Source organism: Rickettsiales bacterium (genome assembly GCA_033762595.1).
Classification (GTDB): domain Bacteria; phylum Pseudomonadota; class Alphaproteobacteria; order Rickettsiales; family UBA8987; genus JANPLD01.
The window spans coordinates 18,816-36,992 of record JANRLM010000094.1; the positions used below are offsets into that span (position 1 = coordinate 18,816).

19 protein-coding genes are annotated in these 18,177 nt (G+C 33.3%); 11 read left to right on the top strand and 8 right to left on the bottom strand.

The features are described from left to right. Nucleotides 1-26: 26 nt before the first annotated feature. The 4 genes from SFT90_06610 to SFT90_06625 form a co-directional block, all read right to left on the bottom strand. Complete coding sequence (locus SFT90_06610) at nt 27-1,406, bottom strand: TolC family protein (protein MDX1950151.1); 1,380 nt, start codon at nt 1,404-1,406, stop codon at nt 27-29. A gap of 67 nt (nt 1,407-1,473) precedes the next feature. After that, nucleotides 1,474-2,322: an HlyD family efflux transporter periplasmic adaptor subunit gene (locus tag SFT90_06615; GenBank protein ID MDX1950152.1), complete on the bottom strand. Its 849-nt coding sequence runs from the start codon at nt 2,320-2,322 to the stop codon at nt 1,474-1,476. 262 nt (nt 2,323-2,584) lie between these two features. Next, a complete protein-coding gene (locus tag SFT90_06620; GenBank protein MDX1950153.1) occupies nt 2,585-3,271 on the bottom strand; it encodes an ABC transporter ATP-binding protein in 687 nt (228 codons plus the stop codon). Beyond that, on the bottom strand, nt 3,271-4,419 hold the full coding sequence (locus tag SFT90_06625) for an ABC transporter permease (GenBank protein MDX1950154.1): 1,149 nt from the start codon (nt 4,417-4,419) through the stop codon (nt 3,271-3,273). The genes SFT90_06620 and SFT90_06625 overlap by 1 nt, the downstream gene beginning before the upstream one ends. Nucleotides 4,420-4,587: 168 nt before the next feature. On the opposite strand from SFT90_06625, the gene SFT90_06630 reads away from it, so the two are divergent. From SFT90_06630 to SFT90_06675, 10 genes are all read left to right on the top strand, one after another. Continuing rightward, nucleotides 4,588-6,033, top strand: coding sequence for an amino acid permease (locus SFT90_06630; GenBank protein MDX1950155.1), 1,446 nt, complete (start codon nt 4,588-4,590; stop codon nt 6,031-6,033). Further along, nucleotides 6,023-7,120: a chorismate synthase gene (aroC, locus tag SFT90_06635; GenBank protein ID MDX1950156.1), complete on the top strand. Its 1,098-nt coding sequence runs from the start codon at nt 6,023-6,025 to the stop codon at nt 7,118-7,120. The genes SFT90_06630 and aroC overlap by 11 nt, the downstream gene beginning before the upstream one ends. Continuing rightward, on the top strand, nt 7,110-7,832 hold the full coding sequence (locus SFT90_06640) for a pseudouridine synthase (GenBank protein MDX1950157.1): 723 nt from the start codon (nt 7,110-7,112) through the stop codon (nt 7,830-7,832). Before aroC ends, SFT90_06640 begins: the two co-directional genes overlap by 11 nt. A 67-nt stretch (nt 7,833-7,899) precedes the next feature. Next, nucleotides 7,900-9,762 (top strand): ShlB/FhaC/HecB family hemolysin secretion/activation protein, encoded by a 1,863-nt coding sequence (locus SFT90_06645; protein MDX1950158.1) that lies wholly within the window; start codon nt 7,900-7,902, stop codon nt 9,760-9,762. A gap of 114 nt (nt 9,763-9,876) precedes the next feature. Continuing rightward, on the top strand, nt 9,877-10,164 hold the full coding sequence (locus SFT90_06650) for a nucleotidyltransferase domain-containing protein (protein MDX1950159.1): 288 nt from the start codon (nt 9,877-9,879) through the stop codon (nt 10,162-10,164). After that, on the top strand, nt 10,161-10,493 hold the full coding sequence (locus SFT90_06655) for a HepT-like ribonuclease domain-containing protein (GenBank protein ID MDX1950160.1): 333 nt from the start codon (nt 10,161-10,163) through the stop codon (nt 10,491-10,493). The genes SFT90_06650 and SFT90_06655 overlap by 4 nt, the downstream gene beginning before the upstream one ends. Next, nucleotides 10,486-11,691 carry an isocitrate/isopropylmalate family dehydrogenase gene (locus SFT90_06660; protein MDX1950161.1) on the top strand — a complete coding sequence of 402 codons (1,206 nt, stop codon included), beginning with the start codon at nt 10,486-10,488 and terminating at the stop codon, nt 11,689-11,691. The genes SFT90_06655 and SFT90_06660 overlap by 8 nt, the downstream gene beginning before the upstream one ends. Continuing rightward, a complete protein-coding gene (gene pyrF, locus SFT90_06665; protein MDX1950162.1) occupies nt 11,688-12,407 on the top strand; it encodes an orotidine-5'-phosphate decarboxylase in 720 nt (239 codons plus the stop codon). Before SFT90_06660 ends, pyrF begins: the two co-directional genes overlap by 4 nt. A 52-nt stretch (nt 12,408-12,459) precedes the next feature. Further along, complete coding sequence (locus tag SFT90_06670; GenBank protein ID MDX1950163.1) at nt 12,460-13,728, top strand: methyl-accepting chemotaxis protein; 1,269 nt, start codon at nt 12,460-12,462, stop codon at nt 13,726-13,728. A 51-nt stretch (nt 13,729-13,779) separates the two neighbouring features. Beyond that, nucleotides 13,780-14,127: a DUF2312 domain-containing protein gene (locus tag SFT90_06675; GenBank protein ID MDX1950164.1), complete on the top strand. Its 348-nt coding sequence runs from the start codon at nt 13,780-13,782 to the stop codon at nt 14,125-14,127. Here the strand turns inward: SFT90_06675 and SFT90_06680 are convergent. From SFT90_06680 to SFT90_06695, 4 genes are read right to left on the bottom strand one after another with little or no spacing between them, the layout of a single operon-like run. Next, nucleotides 14,124-15,170, bottom strand: a complete 1,047-nt coding sequence (locus tag SFT90_06680; protein MDX1950165.1) for a hypothetical protein — start codon at nt 15,168-15,170, stop codon at nt 14,124-14,126. The genes SFT90_06675 and SFT90_06680 overlap by 4 nt on opposite strands. 1 nt (nt 15,171) lies before the next feature. After that, nucleotides 15,172-16,257 carry a DegT/DnrJ/EryC1/StrS family aminotransferase gene (locus tag SFT90_06685; protein MDX1950166.1) on the bottom strand — a complete coding sequence of 362 codons (1,086 nt, stop codon included), beginning with the start codon at nt 16,255-16,257 and terminating at the stop codon, nt 15,172-15,174. Nucleotide 16,258: 1 nt separating this feature from the next. Beyond that, complete coding sequence (locus SFT90_06690) at nt 16,259-16,669, bottom strand: FdtA/QdtA family cupin domain-containing protein (GenBank protein MDX1950167.1); 411 nt, start codon at nt 16,667-16,669, stop codon at nt 16,259-16,261. Further along, nucleotides 16,669-17,196, bottom strand: coding sequence for a hypothetical protein (locus SFT90_06695; GenBank protein MDX1950168.1), 528 nt, complete (start codon nt 17,194-17,196; stop codon nt 16,669-16,671). Before SFT90_06695 ends, SFT90_06690 begins: the two co-directional genes overlap by 1 nt. 83 nt (nt 17,197-17,279) lie before the next feature. Between SFT90_06695 and SFT90_06700 the strand changes: the two genes are divergently transcribed. After that, on the top strand, nt 17,280-18,177 hold an 898-nt coding region (locus SFT90_06700; protein ID MDX1950169.1), incomplete at its 3' end, for a hypothetical protein.

Consider the following 18,177-nt stretch of genomic DNA (forward strand, 5'->3'; position numbering starts at 1 on the left):
CCGCGGGAATGAAGTTAATAAACAAACTAAATCCAGCCGCCACCTAGAGCCTTATACAATTTTACTGATTGTTTTAGGCTTTCAAAATTTGCATTATCTAATTTAACTTGATTATCTAGCTCAATAATTTTCGCGTCAGCAACAGCAACATAATTTGTAAGCCCTTTATTAAATTTTTCTTGCTCAAGTAAAACTCTAGATTTTGAACTATTAAACGCTGATTTATTGCTGATTAAATTATCCAAAGAGGCTTTATAACTAACAAAACCGCCCTCAACATCAATTAAGGCATTGTTTAGAGTTTTTTCATAGTTTATTAATGCTTCCTTCGCTTTTGCATCAGCTTCCATTATGTTTGATTTAATGCGATTATAATTGAAAATAGGAGCGATTAAACCACCTGATAATCTAAAAACTTCGCTTTTAGGGTCAATCAACAACGATTCCCTTCCAGATTCATAACCCAAAACTCCACCAATAGAAATTCTTGGAAATAAATCAGTAATCGCAACATCTTTAAGTGCGTTTGAGTAAGCTAGCTCCCTTTCTGCAAGCCTAACATCAGGGCGATTAGAGAGGATTTCCGCAGGCGCAGAAACTAAAATTTTTGGAGAGATTGCAATATTATTCTGCTTTTCAGAAAGCAAATCTTTTAAGCTATTTGGCTTAACGCCAACCAAAGATTCAAGAGTAAATTGCTGTTGCTTTAAGTTATTATTTATATTTGTAAGGTTAGTTTTTGTATCAGCAATTCTAATTCTTGCATCTTCAATTTGTGATGCATCAACCCTGCCAGCCCTTTCTAAATCAAGCAAGAGAGAAAGTTTTTTATTTAACTCTGCTAATTTTCTATTTTCAATTTCGCTTTGCTTTTCAAATTTTCTGTAATCAAAATAATTATTTGCAACATCACCAAATAACGCAATTTGAACTGAGCTTAAATTCTCTTTATTTTTTGCAATGTCAGCCTCTGAAGCTCTTATCGCTGGCTCAATGCCGAAAATATCAACCTCCCAAGTTGCATCTAATTCAGAGCGATAATTATTACTGAATTTTCTTAAAATAGGCCTATCTGCTAGAGTTGTTGAATCCTTTCTTCTATTAGCGTTGTTGATTAAATCAATATTTGGAAGGTTATCACCAATAACTTTATTTGCATTAGCACGAGATTGCACAATTCTTGTTTTGGCAATTTTAATATCAAAATTATTCTCTTTAGCTTTTTCTATTAATTTTTTTAGAGTGCTATCATTATAATTATTCCACCACTCAATATCCGCCCTGCCCTTTGCGTTGATTTCCGCCTCAGCCCATTTTTCATAATCAGCTTTTGGAGATTTTTCTTCTGAATAAAGCGAGCAAGAAGAAAGCAAAACTATTAAAGAAATATTGATAATTTTTTTCATTTTTTTGTGTGTAATTTAAGGTATCTAAATTTGTTTTTTGGTTTCCCACTTTCGCGGGAATGAAACATTAATTAATCTCTTCAATATAAATATCCATCTGCTGGCCGGCGAAGATTGGTTTTTCTTTTGGTTCAAATTTATAAATCACTTGTAAAACCCTTGTATCAACCCTTTCTAAACTATCACCTGTCAGAGATTTTTTAGGGCGAACAAATGGTTCAATCCTAACGAATTGTAAATCCGCTTTAATGTCATTATTACCCCTAACATACGCAATAGCTTGAGCATTATTTTTGAATCGCCACGCATCATTTTCATCAATATCAACACGCACAAACATTGGTGAAATATTGCCTAAACGCATTAATGGCTCAGAAACTATTCCAGCCGGTGCAAACTCCCCTACCCTCGCATTTGAGGTAAGCAACACGCCATCAATTGGGGATCTGATATTATATAATTCAAGATTTACTTCCGCTGATTTTAATTTTGCTTTAGCAAGATCAAGATTATTTGCCCTCTGGTTTCTTTCCTCCAAACTAACCGCTCTTTTATCCTTAATGCCTGCGATAATATTATAATTATCCTGCGCAATTTTGAGTTCAACTTTTGCCTGTTCAAGATTTGCTTCAGCTTCAGAATTTTCAATTACAAAAAGAATTTCACCTTTGCTAACCGTTTGGCCGATAGATGCATTTATTGATTTTATAATCCCTGCCCTATTTGTTCCAATGCTTATACTTTCAGTGTTTGGCTCAGTAATTCCAGCACCTGCTAAATATGATTCAAAAGGAACAATTGAAGGCATAACTAATGGCTCAGCCACCATTGAAGTTGTGTTTGCGTTAGTAACATAGAATATCATAAATAATATTCCAATCACACTTGCCGCCGGAAATGACCATCTAAAATCCATAATATTATTTTATATTTTGTTTATAAATTTTTTACTTTTTAGTGAGTTTTGTCATACCCCGAATTTTTTCAGTAGAAAAAATTCTAGGGGTATCCATATATAAAAAGTTTAGTAAAACTTTTTATAATAAAATTATTCTACTGAATAATTTTATATAGATTACCTTAGAATTTCTTCTTGCTGAAGAAATTCAGGTAATGACAAGTTTTTTGTCCTCACCCTTCCCTCTCCCAGAGGGAGAGGGTTTTAATATCAATCCTTCCTACTCAATACTAATAATTTTGCCATCGTCCATATGGGCGATTCTATCAGCATATTTGTAAATTCTGCTATCGTGGGTAACAACTAACATTGTGTTACCAAATTTTTTGCAGATATCCTGCATTAGCTCTATAACTTTTTGACCAGTAACATTATCTAACGCACTTGTAGGCTCATCACATACAATTATTTTTGGGTTATGAATTAACGCCCTTGCAATTGCAACCCTTTGTTGTTGACCACCAGAGAGCTGATTTGGCAGGCTGTTTTCCTTACCTTCCAACCCAACTTGCCTGAGAATTTCTTTTGCCTTTTTTACAGCTGATTCTCTATCCAAGCCATTTATTAATAACGGCACTGCAACATTCTCAGCTGATGTTAACGCTGGAAGCAAATTAAAAGATTGAAACACAAAACCAATATTTTTCGCTCTGAATTCTAATAATTCTCTTTGCGATAAATTATTCAAGTTTTTTGATAGAACTTCACACTTACCAGATGAAGAATTTAATATGCCAGCTATTACAGAAATTAAAGTTGTTTTTCCGCAACCTGAAGGGCCAACAAGCATAAAAAGTTCACCTTTATAAACCTCAAGATTTATGCCAGAGAGAGCCACAACTGGGTTTTTGGAATTATTTCCATAAACCTTTTTTACATCTACGCAATTTACAACAATTTCATTCATTACTTAAAAACTATTGCGGGTTCAAGGCGGATAACTTTTATCATACTTATTAGTGAAGCAACTATCACAATAATAACAACACCAGTGGCACTTAAAGCTGGCACTTGCCATATCATTTTGAAGGCAAGCACGCTGCCTGTCATTAAATATCCGAATAAACTTGCAAGCCCAACACCAAGCCCCCAGCCAGTTACGCCTGCAAGGCTTGCTTGCAGAACAATCATTTTTACTAATTGCATATTGGAAGTTCCCATTGCTTTTAATGCACCAAATTGTTTAATATTATCGTGTGTAAAATTATAAAACATCTGCCCTGCGATTGCAGTTCCAACCAAAAAACCAAGCAGGACGGCAATTCCAAAATTGATTGGAATACCAGTATTTTTCATAAAATAATTGAAGGTTAAATCTTTGAATTCCTCTGCGGTATAAGCCATTAACCCTACATTATTTTGAATTTGAGCTTTTACTTTGGTAAGATTTGCCCCTTCCTTCAAACCCGCAATTATAAAAGATAGTTTTAGCCTTTCTGCTGGTGCAAAATTTGTTGCACGAGAATAAGTTGTATAAACCATAGGCTGAGATTGAAACGGCCTAATAGTTTTTGCAATACCAACTATTACAGCTCGCTTATCGTTGATTTCTAAAACATCACCAACATCGGCCGGAATTATAGTTCCATCTTTAGCTTTGCGACCAAGTTTTTCAGCACCTTCATTATTAATAATTACCGCATCAGCTTTTCGTAAATCCGCTAAATTTCCTTTGAGAATTTCAGCTGGAGCACCTATTAAAGTTGCATCATCTAGGCCAATAATTATTGAATTTTGAAATGAACCATCAGCAATTTTCACCTTGAGCATTCCTTTATATAAAGGCACTGCCCACTTAATTCCATCAACGCCTCTAACCCTTAAAAGTTTAGTATCTTGCATTGGTTTTATATCATCAACATACCTAACTTTTGGATCAGTAATCCACAAATCTGGGTAAGAAGTATCTGAGATAAAACTATAAGTTCTTGTCATTAGCCCTACGAAAATTGAGGGCTGTTGCGTCATAATTAGGGCAGCAAAAGTTATGCCAAATATAATACCAATATACTTAGCAGTATCACCCATCAACATTCTTAACGCGATATAATTCATTTTATTTTATAGATTTCAGTATCAAAATTTAATAGTGTTTTAAGTTACTCTGAAAAGAAAAAAATTTAATTATTATTCACAAAGTTTGATTGACAAATTGTGATTGAGAATTTCTCTAGTAAGGTTAAATATTGTTAATATTATTTTTTCACCTCAAAAAATATTTTTATGAATCTCAAAAAATTTTTTGTTAAAAAACCAATCGCAAAAATCATTGAGGAGTCAGAATCTAAAACCTTAGCAAGAACCTTAAACGGATATAGCCTTGTAATGCTTGGCGTGGGTGCAATTATTGGTGCTGGTATATTCGTTTTAACAGGTCAAGCAGCGGCCGAATATGCAGGGCCTGCAATTTTAATCTCATTCATTTTAGCTGGAATTGCTTGTGGGCTTGCTGCTTTTTGTTATGCAGAACTTGCCTCAACTTTGCCAGTTGCAGGTAGTGCCTACACTTATGCTTATGCAACTTTAGGGGAATTTGCCGCTTGGTGTATGGCTTGGCTTTTACTGCTTGAATTTGGTCTATCTGCTGCAACCGTTGCAGTTGGTTGGAGTGGCTATTTAGTTAGCTTCCTAAAAGATTTTGGAATTCATATTCCAGCAGAATATGCAATGGCTTATGGCTCAACAACTACACTTGAAAATGGTGAAAAAGTTACTGGAATTTTTAATCTACCAGCCTTCCTTGCAATTTTAGCAGTTACAGGACTTCTTGTGAAGGGTATTAAAGAATCTGCAACTGCAAATAACATAATTGTATATATTAAAGTTGGCGTGATTTTAACCTTTATTGCGTTTGGTTTTTTCTATGTTGACACTGCAAATTGGTATCCATTTATTCCTGAAAGTGAAGGCGGAAATAAATTCGGCTATGATGGAATTTTGAAAGCGGCTGGAGTGATTTTCTTTGCTTATATAGGTTTTGAAACCGTTGCAACTGCATCGCAAGAAACTATTAACCCGCAAAAAAATGTTCCGATTGGAATTTTAGGATCACTTATAATTTGCACGATATTATATATATTAGTTTCTTTGGTTTTAACTGGCGTTGCGAATTATAAAGATCTTAATGTGCCTGATCCTATAGCGGTTGCGGTTGATAAAATGAATATCGGTTGGCTTGCATTTTTAGTAAAGATCGGTGCTTTGATGGGGTTAAGTTCGGTAATGCTAACGCAAGTTTATGGGCAAACCAGAGTTTTCTATATGGTATCTCATGATGGCTTACTGCCCGAAGTTTTCTCTAGAATTCACAGCAAATTCCAAACTCCACATTTGAATACTATGCTAGTTGGTTTACTAGTTGCTCTTGGTGCAGGCTTAACACCACTAAGCACCTTGGGTGATTTAGTGAGTATGGGAACATTGTTCGCATTTGCGATAGTTTGTTTATCAGTAATAGTGCTAAGAAAAATCGCACCTGATATTAAAAGAGGGTTTTACTGCCCGCTTGTACCTTATGTTCCAATTGCTGGGGTGCTTGCTTGCCTCTATTTAATTTATGGAATTGGTTGGAAAGTTTTTGTTACGCTAAAAATCTATTTCATTGCTGGAATTTTAATATATTTATTATACGGACAATTTAAGAGTAAGCTAAGAAACAATGACAAATAGTTTTGGGGATATATTTAGAGTTACAACTTGGGGTGAAAGCCACGGCAAGGCAATTGGTTGCGTAGTTGATGGTTGCCCACCTTTAATACCGCTTTCAGAAGCCGATATTCAGCCATTTCTTGATGAAAGAAAACCCGGTCAAAGCAAGTTTACAACTCAAAGAAATGAAGAAGATAAAGTTGAAATTCTCTCTGGCGTTTTTGAAGGCAAAACCACTGGTTGCCCAATCTCTCTCATAATTTACAATCAAGATCAGAGAAGTAAAGATTACGGCAATATTGCGGAGCAATTCCGCCCCGGACACGCTGATTATACCTATCAAGAAAAATACGGAATTCGTGATTATCGTGGTGGCGGGCGTTCTTCCGCAAGGGAAACCGCAATGAGGGTTGCAGCTGGTGCGATTGCTCGTAAAATACTCGGTGAAAAAATCAAAATTCGTGGAGCACTAGTGCAGATGGGTGAGGTTTCAATCAATCGTGATAATTGGGATTGGGCGGAAACTAGAAATAATCCGTTTTTCTCACCTGATAAAAACTCTACTGAAATAATGGCGGAATATCTTGCTAAAATCCGCAAGGAAGGTTCGTCAGTTGGGGCGGTTTTAGAAATTGTCGCCTCAAATGTTCCAGTTGGATTAGGTGAGCCAATTTATGGCAAGCTAGATTCTGAGCTTGCAAAAGCAATGATGAGCATTAACGCCGTTAAAGGTGTTGAAATCGGCTTGGGGTTTGCCTCAGCGAAAATTCGTGGTGAGGAAAATGGTGACAAAATCCGTATTAATGATGAAGGCAAGCCAGAATTTCTCTCAAATAATGCGGGGGGTTCTCTCGGCGGCATTTCCTCTGGGCAAGATGTGGTTGTTCGCTTTGCTGTGAAGCCAACAAGCTCTATTCTAACGCCAATGCAAAGCATTAATAAGAACAATGAAGAAATTGAAGTTATCACCAAAGGCCGCCATGACCCTTGCGTTGGCATTCGTGCCGTGCCAGTTGGTGAGGCAATGATGGCTTGCGTTTTGGCAGATTTATTCTTAAAAAATTCTATTATTCAAAATTTTAAGCAAAATTTAGAAAGTGGAAAATAAAATCAGAATAGCAAAATATATCGCAAATGCGGGTTATGCTTCTCGCAGAGAAGCGGAAAAACTTATTGAGGAAGGCAAAGTTTCAGTTAATGGCAAGATAATTTCTGAGTTTGCAATATTTGTTTCAAGTGAGGATGAAATTCTGCTTAATGGTAAAAAAATTTCTGATAATAACAGCGAAAAAAGATTATGGCTTTTTCATAAACCCAAAGGAATTGTTTGCACAAGAAAAGATGAGCTTGGCAGAAAAACCATCTATGATTTAATGCCACCAGAATTCAAAAACCATCATTATATCGGTAGGTTAGATATAAATTCTGAAGGCTTGCTTTTAATTACAAATAATGCTGAAGTTAAGCAATTTTATGAACACCCTTCAAATAATATAAAAAGGGTTTATGAAGCAAAGGTTTATGGCGAATTATGGGGCGATAAACTCAACAAATTATTCTCAAAAGAATTTCGTCAATATCGCATAAAAGATGCAGAATCTGGCAAGGAAATGATATATTTTGCCAAAATTGAGCCGATAAAAATCTCTAATGATAGCAAAAATCACTGGGTAAGATTTACACTTAAAGAAGGTAAAAATCGCGAAATTAGGAAGATTTGCGAGCATTTTGGCTTAACAGTTTCAAAATTAAAAAGAATCTCATTCGGAGAATTTTTCCTAGGGCAAATCAAACTTGGGGCAATTATAGAAGTTGAGTAAAATTTACTATTGTAATTAAAGCACAAATAGTTATAAGCCTTTATAATATAGAATAAAGTGTAAAAATATGTTTTCAAACAAGTTCAAATTTGCCTCGGTAGCCCTTACAACTATTAGCTTACTTGCATTTTCAAGCTTTGCTCAAGTTGAGTATAATTTTGATGAAACCTCAGCGAATGCTCAAAATGCTAGTAAAGCTCCGGCAAATCCTAAATGCGACCCTTACGCACCTGAAGACCAGTCTAGATTCCCTATTTCTGGAATTAATGACCCTAAATTCAATGTAAATTATCATAATGGTGAGCCAGTTATTGAAACTAAAGTTTGTGGCGTAAAAGTTAAGCCAAAAACTGCTCCACGCTTAAAAGGCATTCTTATTACAACACCTTGGTATTATAAAAATAAGTTAAATAGCTACTTCGGAACGCCGGGCTTCTTCATTAGAGATTTGAATATTCTTACGCAAGACCCTGAAGTTAAACAAAGGCTTTACTCGTATAAAGATGATGAAATCACGGAAAATATGCTTAACGGTATTATCCGAGATGTAATTGTTATGATGAGGGATAAAAACCAACCAGTGGTTGATGTCTATTTCCCTGAGCAAGATGTTACTGATGGCTATGTTGTAGGCCTTGTTGAGAGGGCTATTCTTGATAAAATTATCGTTAATGGCAACCAATATTACTCTGATGAAGAAATTTCAGATAATATCCGCTTAAAATCAGGTGATTATGTTTGGTCTGATATTCTTTCAGAAGATATGCGTTGGATTAACTCATATCCTTATCGCCAAGTTGATGCTATTTTCAAACCGGGTGCTAAACCAAGAACAACTGATTTAATCTTGGAAACTGCAGATATGACACCTTACAGAATTTTTGGTGGTTATGATAATTATGGCCCATCTGTAACCAACCAAGATCAAGTTTATGCAGGCTTCAGCTACGGCGATTTATTTGGTGCTGATCACGAGGCAATTTATACTTATGGTGCAAGTGCTGATTTCGCAAATTTTAGTTCGCACACACTTCAATATATTATGCCTTTTGCAAGCATCAGAAATAGGCTTTCACTAACAGGTTCAATTTCAACCTCTGAGCCAATTGCAGATAATCAATTTTTCACTACTGAAGGTGAAAATATTTTCTTAAATGCTGATTATGAAATTCCACTTCACGATTATGGCGTTAGAGGTTTTGTTCAAGGCTTAAGATTCGGTGCAGATTACAAAAAACTTGAGAACAGCATTGATTTTGGTGGCACGCAAGTTTTCAACTCAGCACCTGAAATTGTTCAAGGTTATGTTACTTATGAAGGCTCTGAAACATCTTCAATTGCATCAAATATATTTAGGTTAACTGCTATCGGCTCACCGGGAGATTTAGCTGGAAATAATAACGATACTGAGTTTAATCTCGCATCACCAGGTGCAGAAGCTCAATATGCTTACTTCAGAGGCTTATATGATACAAGATATACTTTTGCTGACTTAGAAGGGTTTTCATTAGGTGGTTTATTTAGAGGTCAATATTCACCAGTTACAACCCTTATAGCTTCTGAGCAAGCTGCAATCAGTGGGCCTGGTGCTGTAAGAGGTTTCCAAACAAATAATATCCGTCGTGATAATGCTTTCTTATCTACTATTGAAGTTGCTTCACCTTATATTCCAGTGTTTGATGAAATTCTTCAAACTACTATCAGGGATAGGATTCAAGGCTTTGTATTCTATGATAGAGGTTATGGTGCGAATGAAAATGTTGCAAATCAAGGCTCTCAAACGGTTAACTTGCAATCAGCGGGTGTTGGTGCAAGGTTTGGCTTAGGCAGAAACCTAAACGGCGTTGTTGAATATGCCAGAGAAATTGACGATGAATTCAATGATGGCACTGATGACCAAGTGCATGTTAGGGTTAATGCATCGTATTAATTTTGTAATACATTATTCTTAATAGGGGGCTTCCGCCCCCTTTTTTATTCTGCTATTATTGATTTTGCAGAAACTACGATTAACGATTAACCATAAACGATATAAGAAAACAAAATGCTTAATAGCTTCAAAAATATTAATACAAAAAAAATTTTAGAAATTGCCAATAAATATGGCGTTTCTAATTTAAGAGTATTCGGTTCCTATGCTAAAGGAACTAATAAAAAAGGAAGCGACCTAGATTTACTATATACCTCAAAGAGAAATTTCAGCTTATTAAAGCATGCAGCTCTTGAGCTTGAGTTAACAAGACTTCTGAAGATTAAGGTTCAATTGGTTTCTGATAAAGCTTTAAGTTCTCTTATAAAAAAGGAAGTTATAAATTCATCAATAAAATTATGAATCAAGATTTAACTCACTTAAAATATATTTTGGGGCAGATAAAAAATCTTAAAAAAATTTCTATTAGGGATAGAAATGATATTGCAATAGAGTTAGCTTGCCAAAAGTTATTAGAAAATATTGGTGAGTCTTGTTCAAAAATTTCTAAAGAACTTAAAAAGCAATTTCCAGAAATTATGTGGAAAGAAATTGTTGGTATGAGAAATATTTTAATTCATAACTACTTTGGTGTAGATTCTTCAGAAGTATGGGAAGCTGTAGATAACGATATAGTAACCCTTGAAAAGCAGATTAAAAATATAATTAAAACAATAAAACAAAATGCCTAAAATCAAAGCCCCAAAAATGTTATATGTAGCTGGTGAGGAGATGACTCACTATGCGATGGATTTAATCTTAAAAAAATGGATTGAGCCAAATTTTGATATTTCAAACTGGCAGTTCTTTGATTTATCTTGCAAGCACCGCGATAAAACTGGCGATCAAGTTTTGAAGGATATAATTTCCGCAGGCAAGCAAACCAAAGTTATCTTCAAAGAGCCAACAATTACCCCAACGGAAGATCAAAAAAAAGAAATGGGGCTTTCAAAGGCTTGGGGTAGCCCAAATGGCGCTATGCGAAAAGGCTGGAATGGCATTACAATAAGCCGTGATACAATCCACATTGAAGGTATAAAACTCGGCTATGAAAACCAAGTATTATTTGATAGGCACGCAGTTGGCGGCGAATATTTCGCTGGATATAAAATTGTAGGCAAGGGCAAAGTTGAAACCAAATTTTACCCTGAAAATGGCGGTGAACCTATTATTATTGATGAAAGGCAAATCAAGGATAATCAAACGGCTGCCGTTTTTTATGATAACCCATATGATAATGTTTACCACCTCGCAAAATATTTTTTTGAGCGTTCGCTGAAAGCAAAAACTATTCCATATATTGTTACAAAAAAAACCGTTTTCAAATGGCAAGAGCCAATGTGGCAAATAATGAAAGAGGTTTTTGATAGAGATTTTAAGCAGAAATTTATCTCTGCAAATTTATTACCAAAAGGAGAGCTTGAGCATCTAATTTCTGATTCCGCAACAATGCAAATTATTAAATGGGTAAAAGGCGGCTTTTCAATGGTTGCCCATAATTATGATGGCGATATGCTGACTGATGAAATTTCTCAAGTTCATAAATCCCCAGGTTTTATATCTTCAAGTTTAATTGGTGTGCATGAAGATGGATCAATAATTAAGGAGTTTGAGGCTTCTCACGGAACGGTTTCAGATATGTATCAGAAGCATTTGAAGGGTGAGGAAACTTCTCTAAATCCACTAGGCTTAGTTTATGCGTTAAAAGAGGCAATGGATTATTCTGAGGAGCTGGAGAAGGACAAAGCTGGCGAGATAAAAAACTTCACCGATAAAATGTATAAAGCCATTTGTAAATTAATGGTTGAAGGCAAAGGAACTCGTGATCTCTGCGGTGCATCTGGTGCAACCACTGAGCAATTCATTGATTTAGTGGCTGAGAAGTTATGAATTACAATCCTATCATACTAGCGCTAGATTCTGATAATTTAGAAAATTCTTGGCGAATTTTTAACGAAGTTAAGCAAAATATTGGAATGCTGAAACTCGGGCTGGAGTTTGTATATAATTTTGGCTTTGAGGAAGTTAAAAAATTCCAATCTGAAATTGATATTTTTTTGGATCTCAAACTGCACGATATTCCAAACACTACAAAATCTGCGTTAAAACCAATCGCAAAATTAAACACCGCACTCACAACAATTCATTTGCTGGGTGGCTCTGAAATGGTGAAGGAAAGCAAGAAAATCTTGCAAGAACATAATTCCAAAACAAAATTACTTGGTGTTACAATTCTAACTTCGCATAAAGATATTTCAGAAATTGGAATTAATAATTCAATCACATCGCAAGTTTTGAAATTAGCTGAAATGGGCTTAAAGGCTGGGGTTGATGGCTTGGTTTGCTCCCCACATGAAATTGAAATCATCAGAAAAGAGTTTGGTTTTGCACCAATTTTAGTAGTTCCTGGAATAAGGTTAGATAATGATACAATCAACCATCAACTATCAACTATCATCTGTAATGATGACCAATCAAGAATTGCAACGCCAAAAGAGGCAATTTTAAGCGGTGCAAATTATCTAGTTATCGGAAGACCGATTACAAAATCACACACCCCCAAAGAAGAATGCATGAAAATATTAAAAAATATTAGTTCTACTTGAAAAAAAACTCAATCCATGTGAGATTTTATTATAAACAAATTTCTGTATCATAATGAAAAAAAGCTTTTTTGGCAGTATCGCATTTAAGGTTCAAATATCCTTAATTTTACTATCTTTAGTTGGCGTTGGCTTTTCCGTTTACACTTATGTTGATGTTAAAGATTATGTAAATGATGAGCTTAGAGATGAAGTTTACTCCCACATTATACTTCAAATTTTGGTTGCATTCTTCTTTAACAGCGTTCTTGGAATGATTATTTTTAACTCTATCACAAACCCAGTTAGAAACCTTAATGAAGTTCTAAACAGAATCGCAAATGGTGAGCTAGAAACTGAAGTTCCTTATACTTCCTACCAAAGTGAGATTGGAAATATTGCTGTTAATATCAAGCATTTCAAAGAAAAAATGAAGGAAACCCTTAATTCTGAAAAAATCATTGCAGAACTTAAAACTAAAGGTGAAGCCGAGAAAAGAAAAATATTTGGTGAAACCGTTGCTAAAAATTTTAATGATAAGATTGTTTCTATTGCCCACAAATTCAAATCAGTGGCGGAAGAATTGCAGAAAAATTCTGAAAACCTTACTTCCTCAACTAAAGTTAGTGGAAAATATATCAATGATTTATATAAATCTGCTGCTTATGCTAATGAGAATGTGAATTCAGTAGCAATGGCTGCGGAAGAATTAACTTCTTCAATTTCTGAAATTTCTGGTCAAACTAATAAATCAGCTCAAATTGCTGAGGAAGCAACAATTAGGGTTAATAATACTAACAATGAAATTCATAATCTTGCGGAAGGTGCTGAAAAAATTGGTCATGTAATTGAATTAATTAATGATATTGCAGAGCAAATCAACTTGCTTGCTCTTAACGCAACCATTGAAGCAGCAAGAGCTGGTGAGGCAGGTAAAGGCTTTGCGGTTGTTGCAACTGAAGTTAAAAATTTAGCTGAGCAAACAGCAAATGCCACCCAAGAGATTTCAGCATTAATTGGTGATATACAAAATAAAACTGATAACGCAGTTGGTTCAATCAAAGAAATTAATCATACAATTTCTCAAATTAACCAAATCTCCAAAAATATTGCTGATGCAATTGAAGAACAAAGTGCAGCAACAAAAGAAATCGCTAGAAATATTCAAGAGGCAGCCTCTCATACAGCAGGTGTTAAGCAAAATGTTGATGAAGCAGTTAATAGCTATGCTTCTGTTGAAGGTTATTCTAACCAAATCAGCAGTAATAGTAGTGCTATTGATCAAGCCTGCACAAACCTTGATGGTGAAGTTAAAAACTTTATTAATTCAATCAAAGAAAGCTAGTAATTTGAAAATTACTTTGCTATAAATTTTTCTTAAACAAAAAAAATATATATGGTTAAATTTGGTGGAATATCTGGCGAACAACTTCGTCAATTAGTTGCAAGAATTGAGAAATTAGAAGAAGAAAAAAAAGAAGTTTCTGAATTTATAAGTGATGCATATAAAGAAGCAAAGGCCAATGGCTTTGATGTTAAGGTTCTTAGAAAAATTATCTCACTTAGAAAGAGAGACCAATCTCAAATCGCTGAAGAAGAGGAAATTATGGATCTCTACAAGCACGCACTTGGAATGATTAAAATCTCAGAAGATAATTCAAATGAAGATGATTCTGAAATTTCAAGTGAAGCAGAAGATCTTGAAGAAAATTCCCAAAAAACAAAGGCAAAAAAAGTTGCCTAGTTATTGATTGAGTTAAAAATTTTATTTATTTCTTCACTTGAACTAAAAATTGTATTGTTTTTTAGCTTTATAATTTCTTTTAATATTTCTAGTTCCTCAATAGAAAAAGTTGCTGATTTGTAGCTCTCCCTTTTTTTACCATATATGCTTGGGTAAGGGTTTATGAATAAACTTTCCTTACCAAATTGGTTTGCTAAAAGATTTTCTTTCTCAAGGTTTTTATCAGTAAAATCCTTTATATCTTCATCTGTTAAAGTATCTATAGCTTTAGGTTGAGCCAAAAATTTTTGACTATAAAAAAGTTTAGACGCTTTATGGGAATCATTATAATTAAGTTTTAGCTCATTAATTATTCTAAATAATTCACAAATATTTCTATTAAACCCCTCATTTTCATTAGGTACTCTAATAAAATCATCTGAATTTTCTATATCAAAAATATTTAAGAAGTCTGAATATAAATTTTTATTATGCCATTGTTCTTTTTCAAATGGTCTTAGAATAACATTATCAGCACCGAATTTATTAATATAATCCATCAAAAGCCCGTAAGGGAAAATATCATCTTGTAAAAATTCTTGTAAACTCATTCTACCTTTTGGGTGTCTTAAAATAGGCTTTACAGTTTCAGACCACATTGAACACATATATTCAACATATTTCCTTACGTATACAATAATTTTAACATCAAAAACACTGAAAGCTGGATCATCAAAAATTGCTAAATCTTCTTGATATGAAAGAACTTCCTCAGATAGTAAAATCTTATCGCAGTTACTATTTATGATTTGTGGATAATATTTATCAATCCACATTGTTTGATTTATTCTACTTTTTCTATCATCAAAATTTAAGAATAATGGTCTAAAATTTGTATATTCAGAAAAATAGTGAGACTCCTTATAAGCATCAGAAAATTCAATTTTAGGATAAAACAAACCCTTTGATTTTAATAAATCTGCATTTTTATATAAAAAAGATTGCAAAGAGGTTGTGCCAGTTTTGCAAGTTCCAATATGAATATATAAAGTCTTTTTTGTCATTCTAAAACTCATTTATTTTATTAATAATATATTCAACTTCAGATTTTTTCATCACTGGTGAAATTGGAAGGCTAAGAACTTCTCTATGAATTTTTTCTGCAATAGGTAATTTCTTTTTTTTGAACTCTTTTAAGGCCTCCTGCTTGTGCGGAGGGATAGGATAATGGATTAGAGTTTCAATTCCGTTTTCTAAAAGATATTTTTGTAATTCATTTCTATTTTTTGTTCTAATTACATATAAATGCCAAACATTTGAATTATCATTTTGAAATATTGGTTTGATAATTTTTTTATTATTTATGCCCTCATTATAAAGTTTAGCAATCTTAATTCTGGCTTTATTATCTTCATCTAGAGCTTTAAGTTTAGTTCTCAAAACACCTGCTTGGAATTCATCTAAACGAGAATTATAGCCTTTGTAAATATTCTCATATTTTACATGAGAGCCATAATTTCTAAGGGCTTTGAGCTTATTATATAATTCTTTATTGTTAGTTGTAACAGCCCCGCCATCACCTAATGCACCAAGGTTTTTACCCGGATAAAAACTAAAGCCAGAAGCAACGCCAAACGCCCCTGCCCTTTTGCCATTAAAAATTGCACCATGTGCTTGTGCAGAATCTTCAATTAAATATAAATTATGCTTTTTGGCAATCGCAGAAATTTTATCAATATCAGAAACCAACCCATAAAGATGAACCGCTAATATTGCTTTAGTTCTCTTGGTGATTTTTTTCTCTATTAAATCAGGGCTTAGATTAAAAGTTTCAAGTTTTGGTTCAACAAAAACAGGCTTTGCACCATTTGCAACCACTGCCAAGATTGTTGCAATATAAGTATTTGCTGGAACTATAACCTCATCACCTTTGCCGATATTTAATCCTTTAAGAATTAAAATTAATGCATCAAGCCCATTAGCAACACCTATTGCATATTTAGTGCCACAATATTTTGCAAATTCTTCCTCAAACTCTGCAACATTTTTTCCAAGAATATACCAACCAGAATCTAATATCTTAGCCGAAGTTTTAAGAAAATCTTTTTTGTAGCGATCATTTATTTTTTTAAGATCAAGAAATTTTATCATGTTATATTGATTTCTTATATTCACAAAATTGTTTGTAATCTCTAATGTAATCGTTTTCATAATAGGGTTGAGAAGCTAAAACTAAGCAAGTGCAACCTGATGTAAAATCAGTAAGTTCTCGCCAGTAACCTTTTGGAACAAAAACCCCTTCGTAAGGATATTTCAAATTAAAATTGAAGATATTGCCCAATCCATCATCAAGTTTTAGATTAAAACTTCCTGATAGAGATATAAAAAATTGAGTTAATTCTTTATGAGCGTGAGCCCCCCTATATTCACCAGATGGAACATCATAAATATAATAAACTCTTTTTACACTAAAACCTATTTCCTTTTCTTCAAGAAAGGAAATACTGCCCGAAGAAGAACTAACCTTATTTATATTAACTAATTTGGGAATGTTTATGGTCATTAAATAAACTTTTTGTATTTAGGCATAATCCCAATAAAATCTTCTTTAGTAAAGATATAATAATAATTTAATTCATCTTCATCATAAATTTTAGAACCCATTCTTTGATGAAATTCATTAACTCTAAAATTTTCTTTTCTAACATCAAATTTTGTTAAGGAAAAGTTTTTAATAAAAAATGCAAACTTATAAATTAATAAAGCTGATTCAATAGCAGTAAAAATTGGGGCATTTGGAATTGTTATCCAGCTTCCCCAGCAAAATTGTTGCCCTTCTATATTGTATATTCTAACCGTTCCAAGATTATTGTTATTCTTATCTTCAATAATAAAGTAAAAATCTTTATTTTCTTGTTTGTATTTTTTTATAAAATCTATTTGCTTAGTAATATCGGCCTCAATTTTAGAAATAAATCTTGATTTTCCATAGTTTAGTCTAAGATTATAAATAAATTCTGCATCCTCTAATTCAATATCTCTTAGGTTGATATTCTTACCTGAAATAAATTTTCTACCAATAAAATTCATAAATTAAACTTGACAATAAAATATAATTAAAACTAATTAATGTTTTTTAATCTCTTTAATTTACTAAAACAAGTATAAACTAAATGAAAAAAATTAATGTTTTATATATCACTGAAGTTTATATTCAAAGCGACTACTGGGGGCCTTTCCATAGAGGGTTTTCAGACTACTTTAACTCCGTTGAAAATGTTAATTTTTTTGGAATTAATGTTAGGCTTCATAAGTTAGAGGATGTTGTAAATAAAATAGAAAAGCATAAGCCTGACTTTGTATTTTTTGTAAATTACATAAGCAATACTAATATGTATTGTGATTTTATTCAAAAAAGATTTCCAAAATGCAAGCTAGCCCTGTGGTTTGTGGATTCATTCGAGCGATTTGCCTACAGCTCTTATGAGTCTTTACAAGTTTTTGATAAAATTTTTCTTTCTGGAAATGATGAATATATAAATAGGTTAATTCAATATTTTCCTTACCTAGATAAAAAAGTTAAATTTTTACCATTTGCAACTGACTTAAGCAAATTTAACGATCAAGAGATAGCTAGAGATATTGATGTCTCATTCGTTGGTACATTATTTTATAACTATGAATTCAAAAGGCTTATTGCTGGCAATTCTGAAATATCAAATCATCATAAACTTTTAACAAATCTTCTAGAAAATCATAGCAAAAGATACTCATTTAATCTAATTGAAAAACTAAAATCAACAGGCTTCCAATTCTCAGAGCTCGAAAATATGGCTCTACTTGATACCCCAAATAAAATTCAAACTATTTTTGATGACCAGCTTTCTAAAGAAAAAAGATTAAGATATCTAGCTAGACTTCATGAATTTAATTTATCAATTCATGGAGAACCAATATCAGAATGGATTTTTAGTATATGTGATGTGGACACTAGGTTATTAAAACATTTTAAGGTAAAAGAACCTATAGGAGATAGTGAATCTCTAGCTAAATTATATAATAGATCAAAAA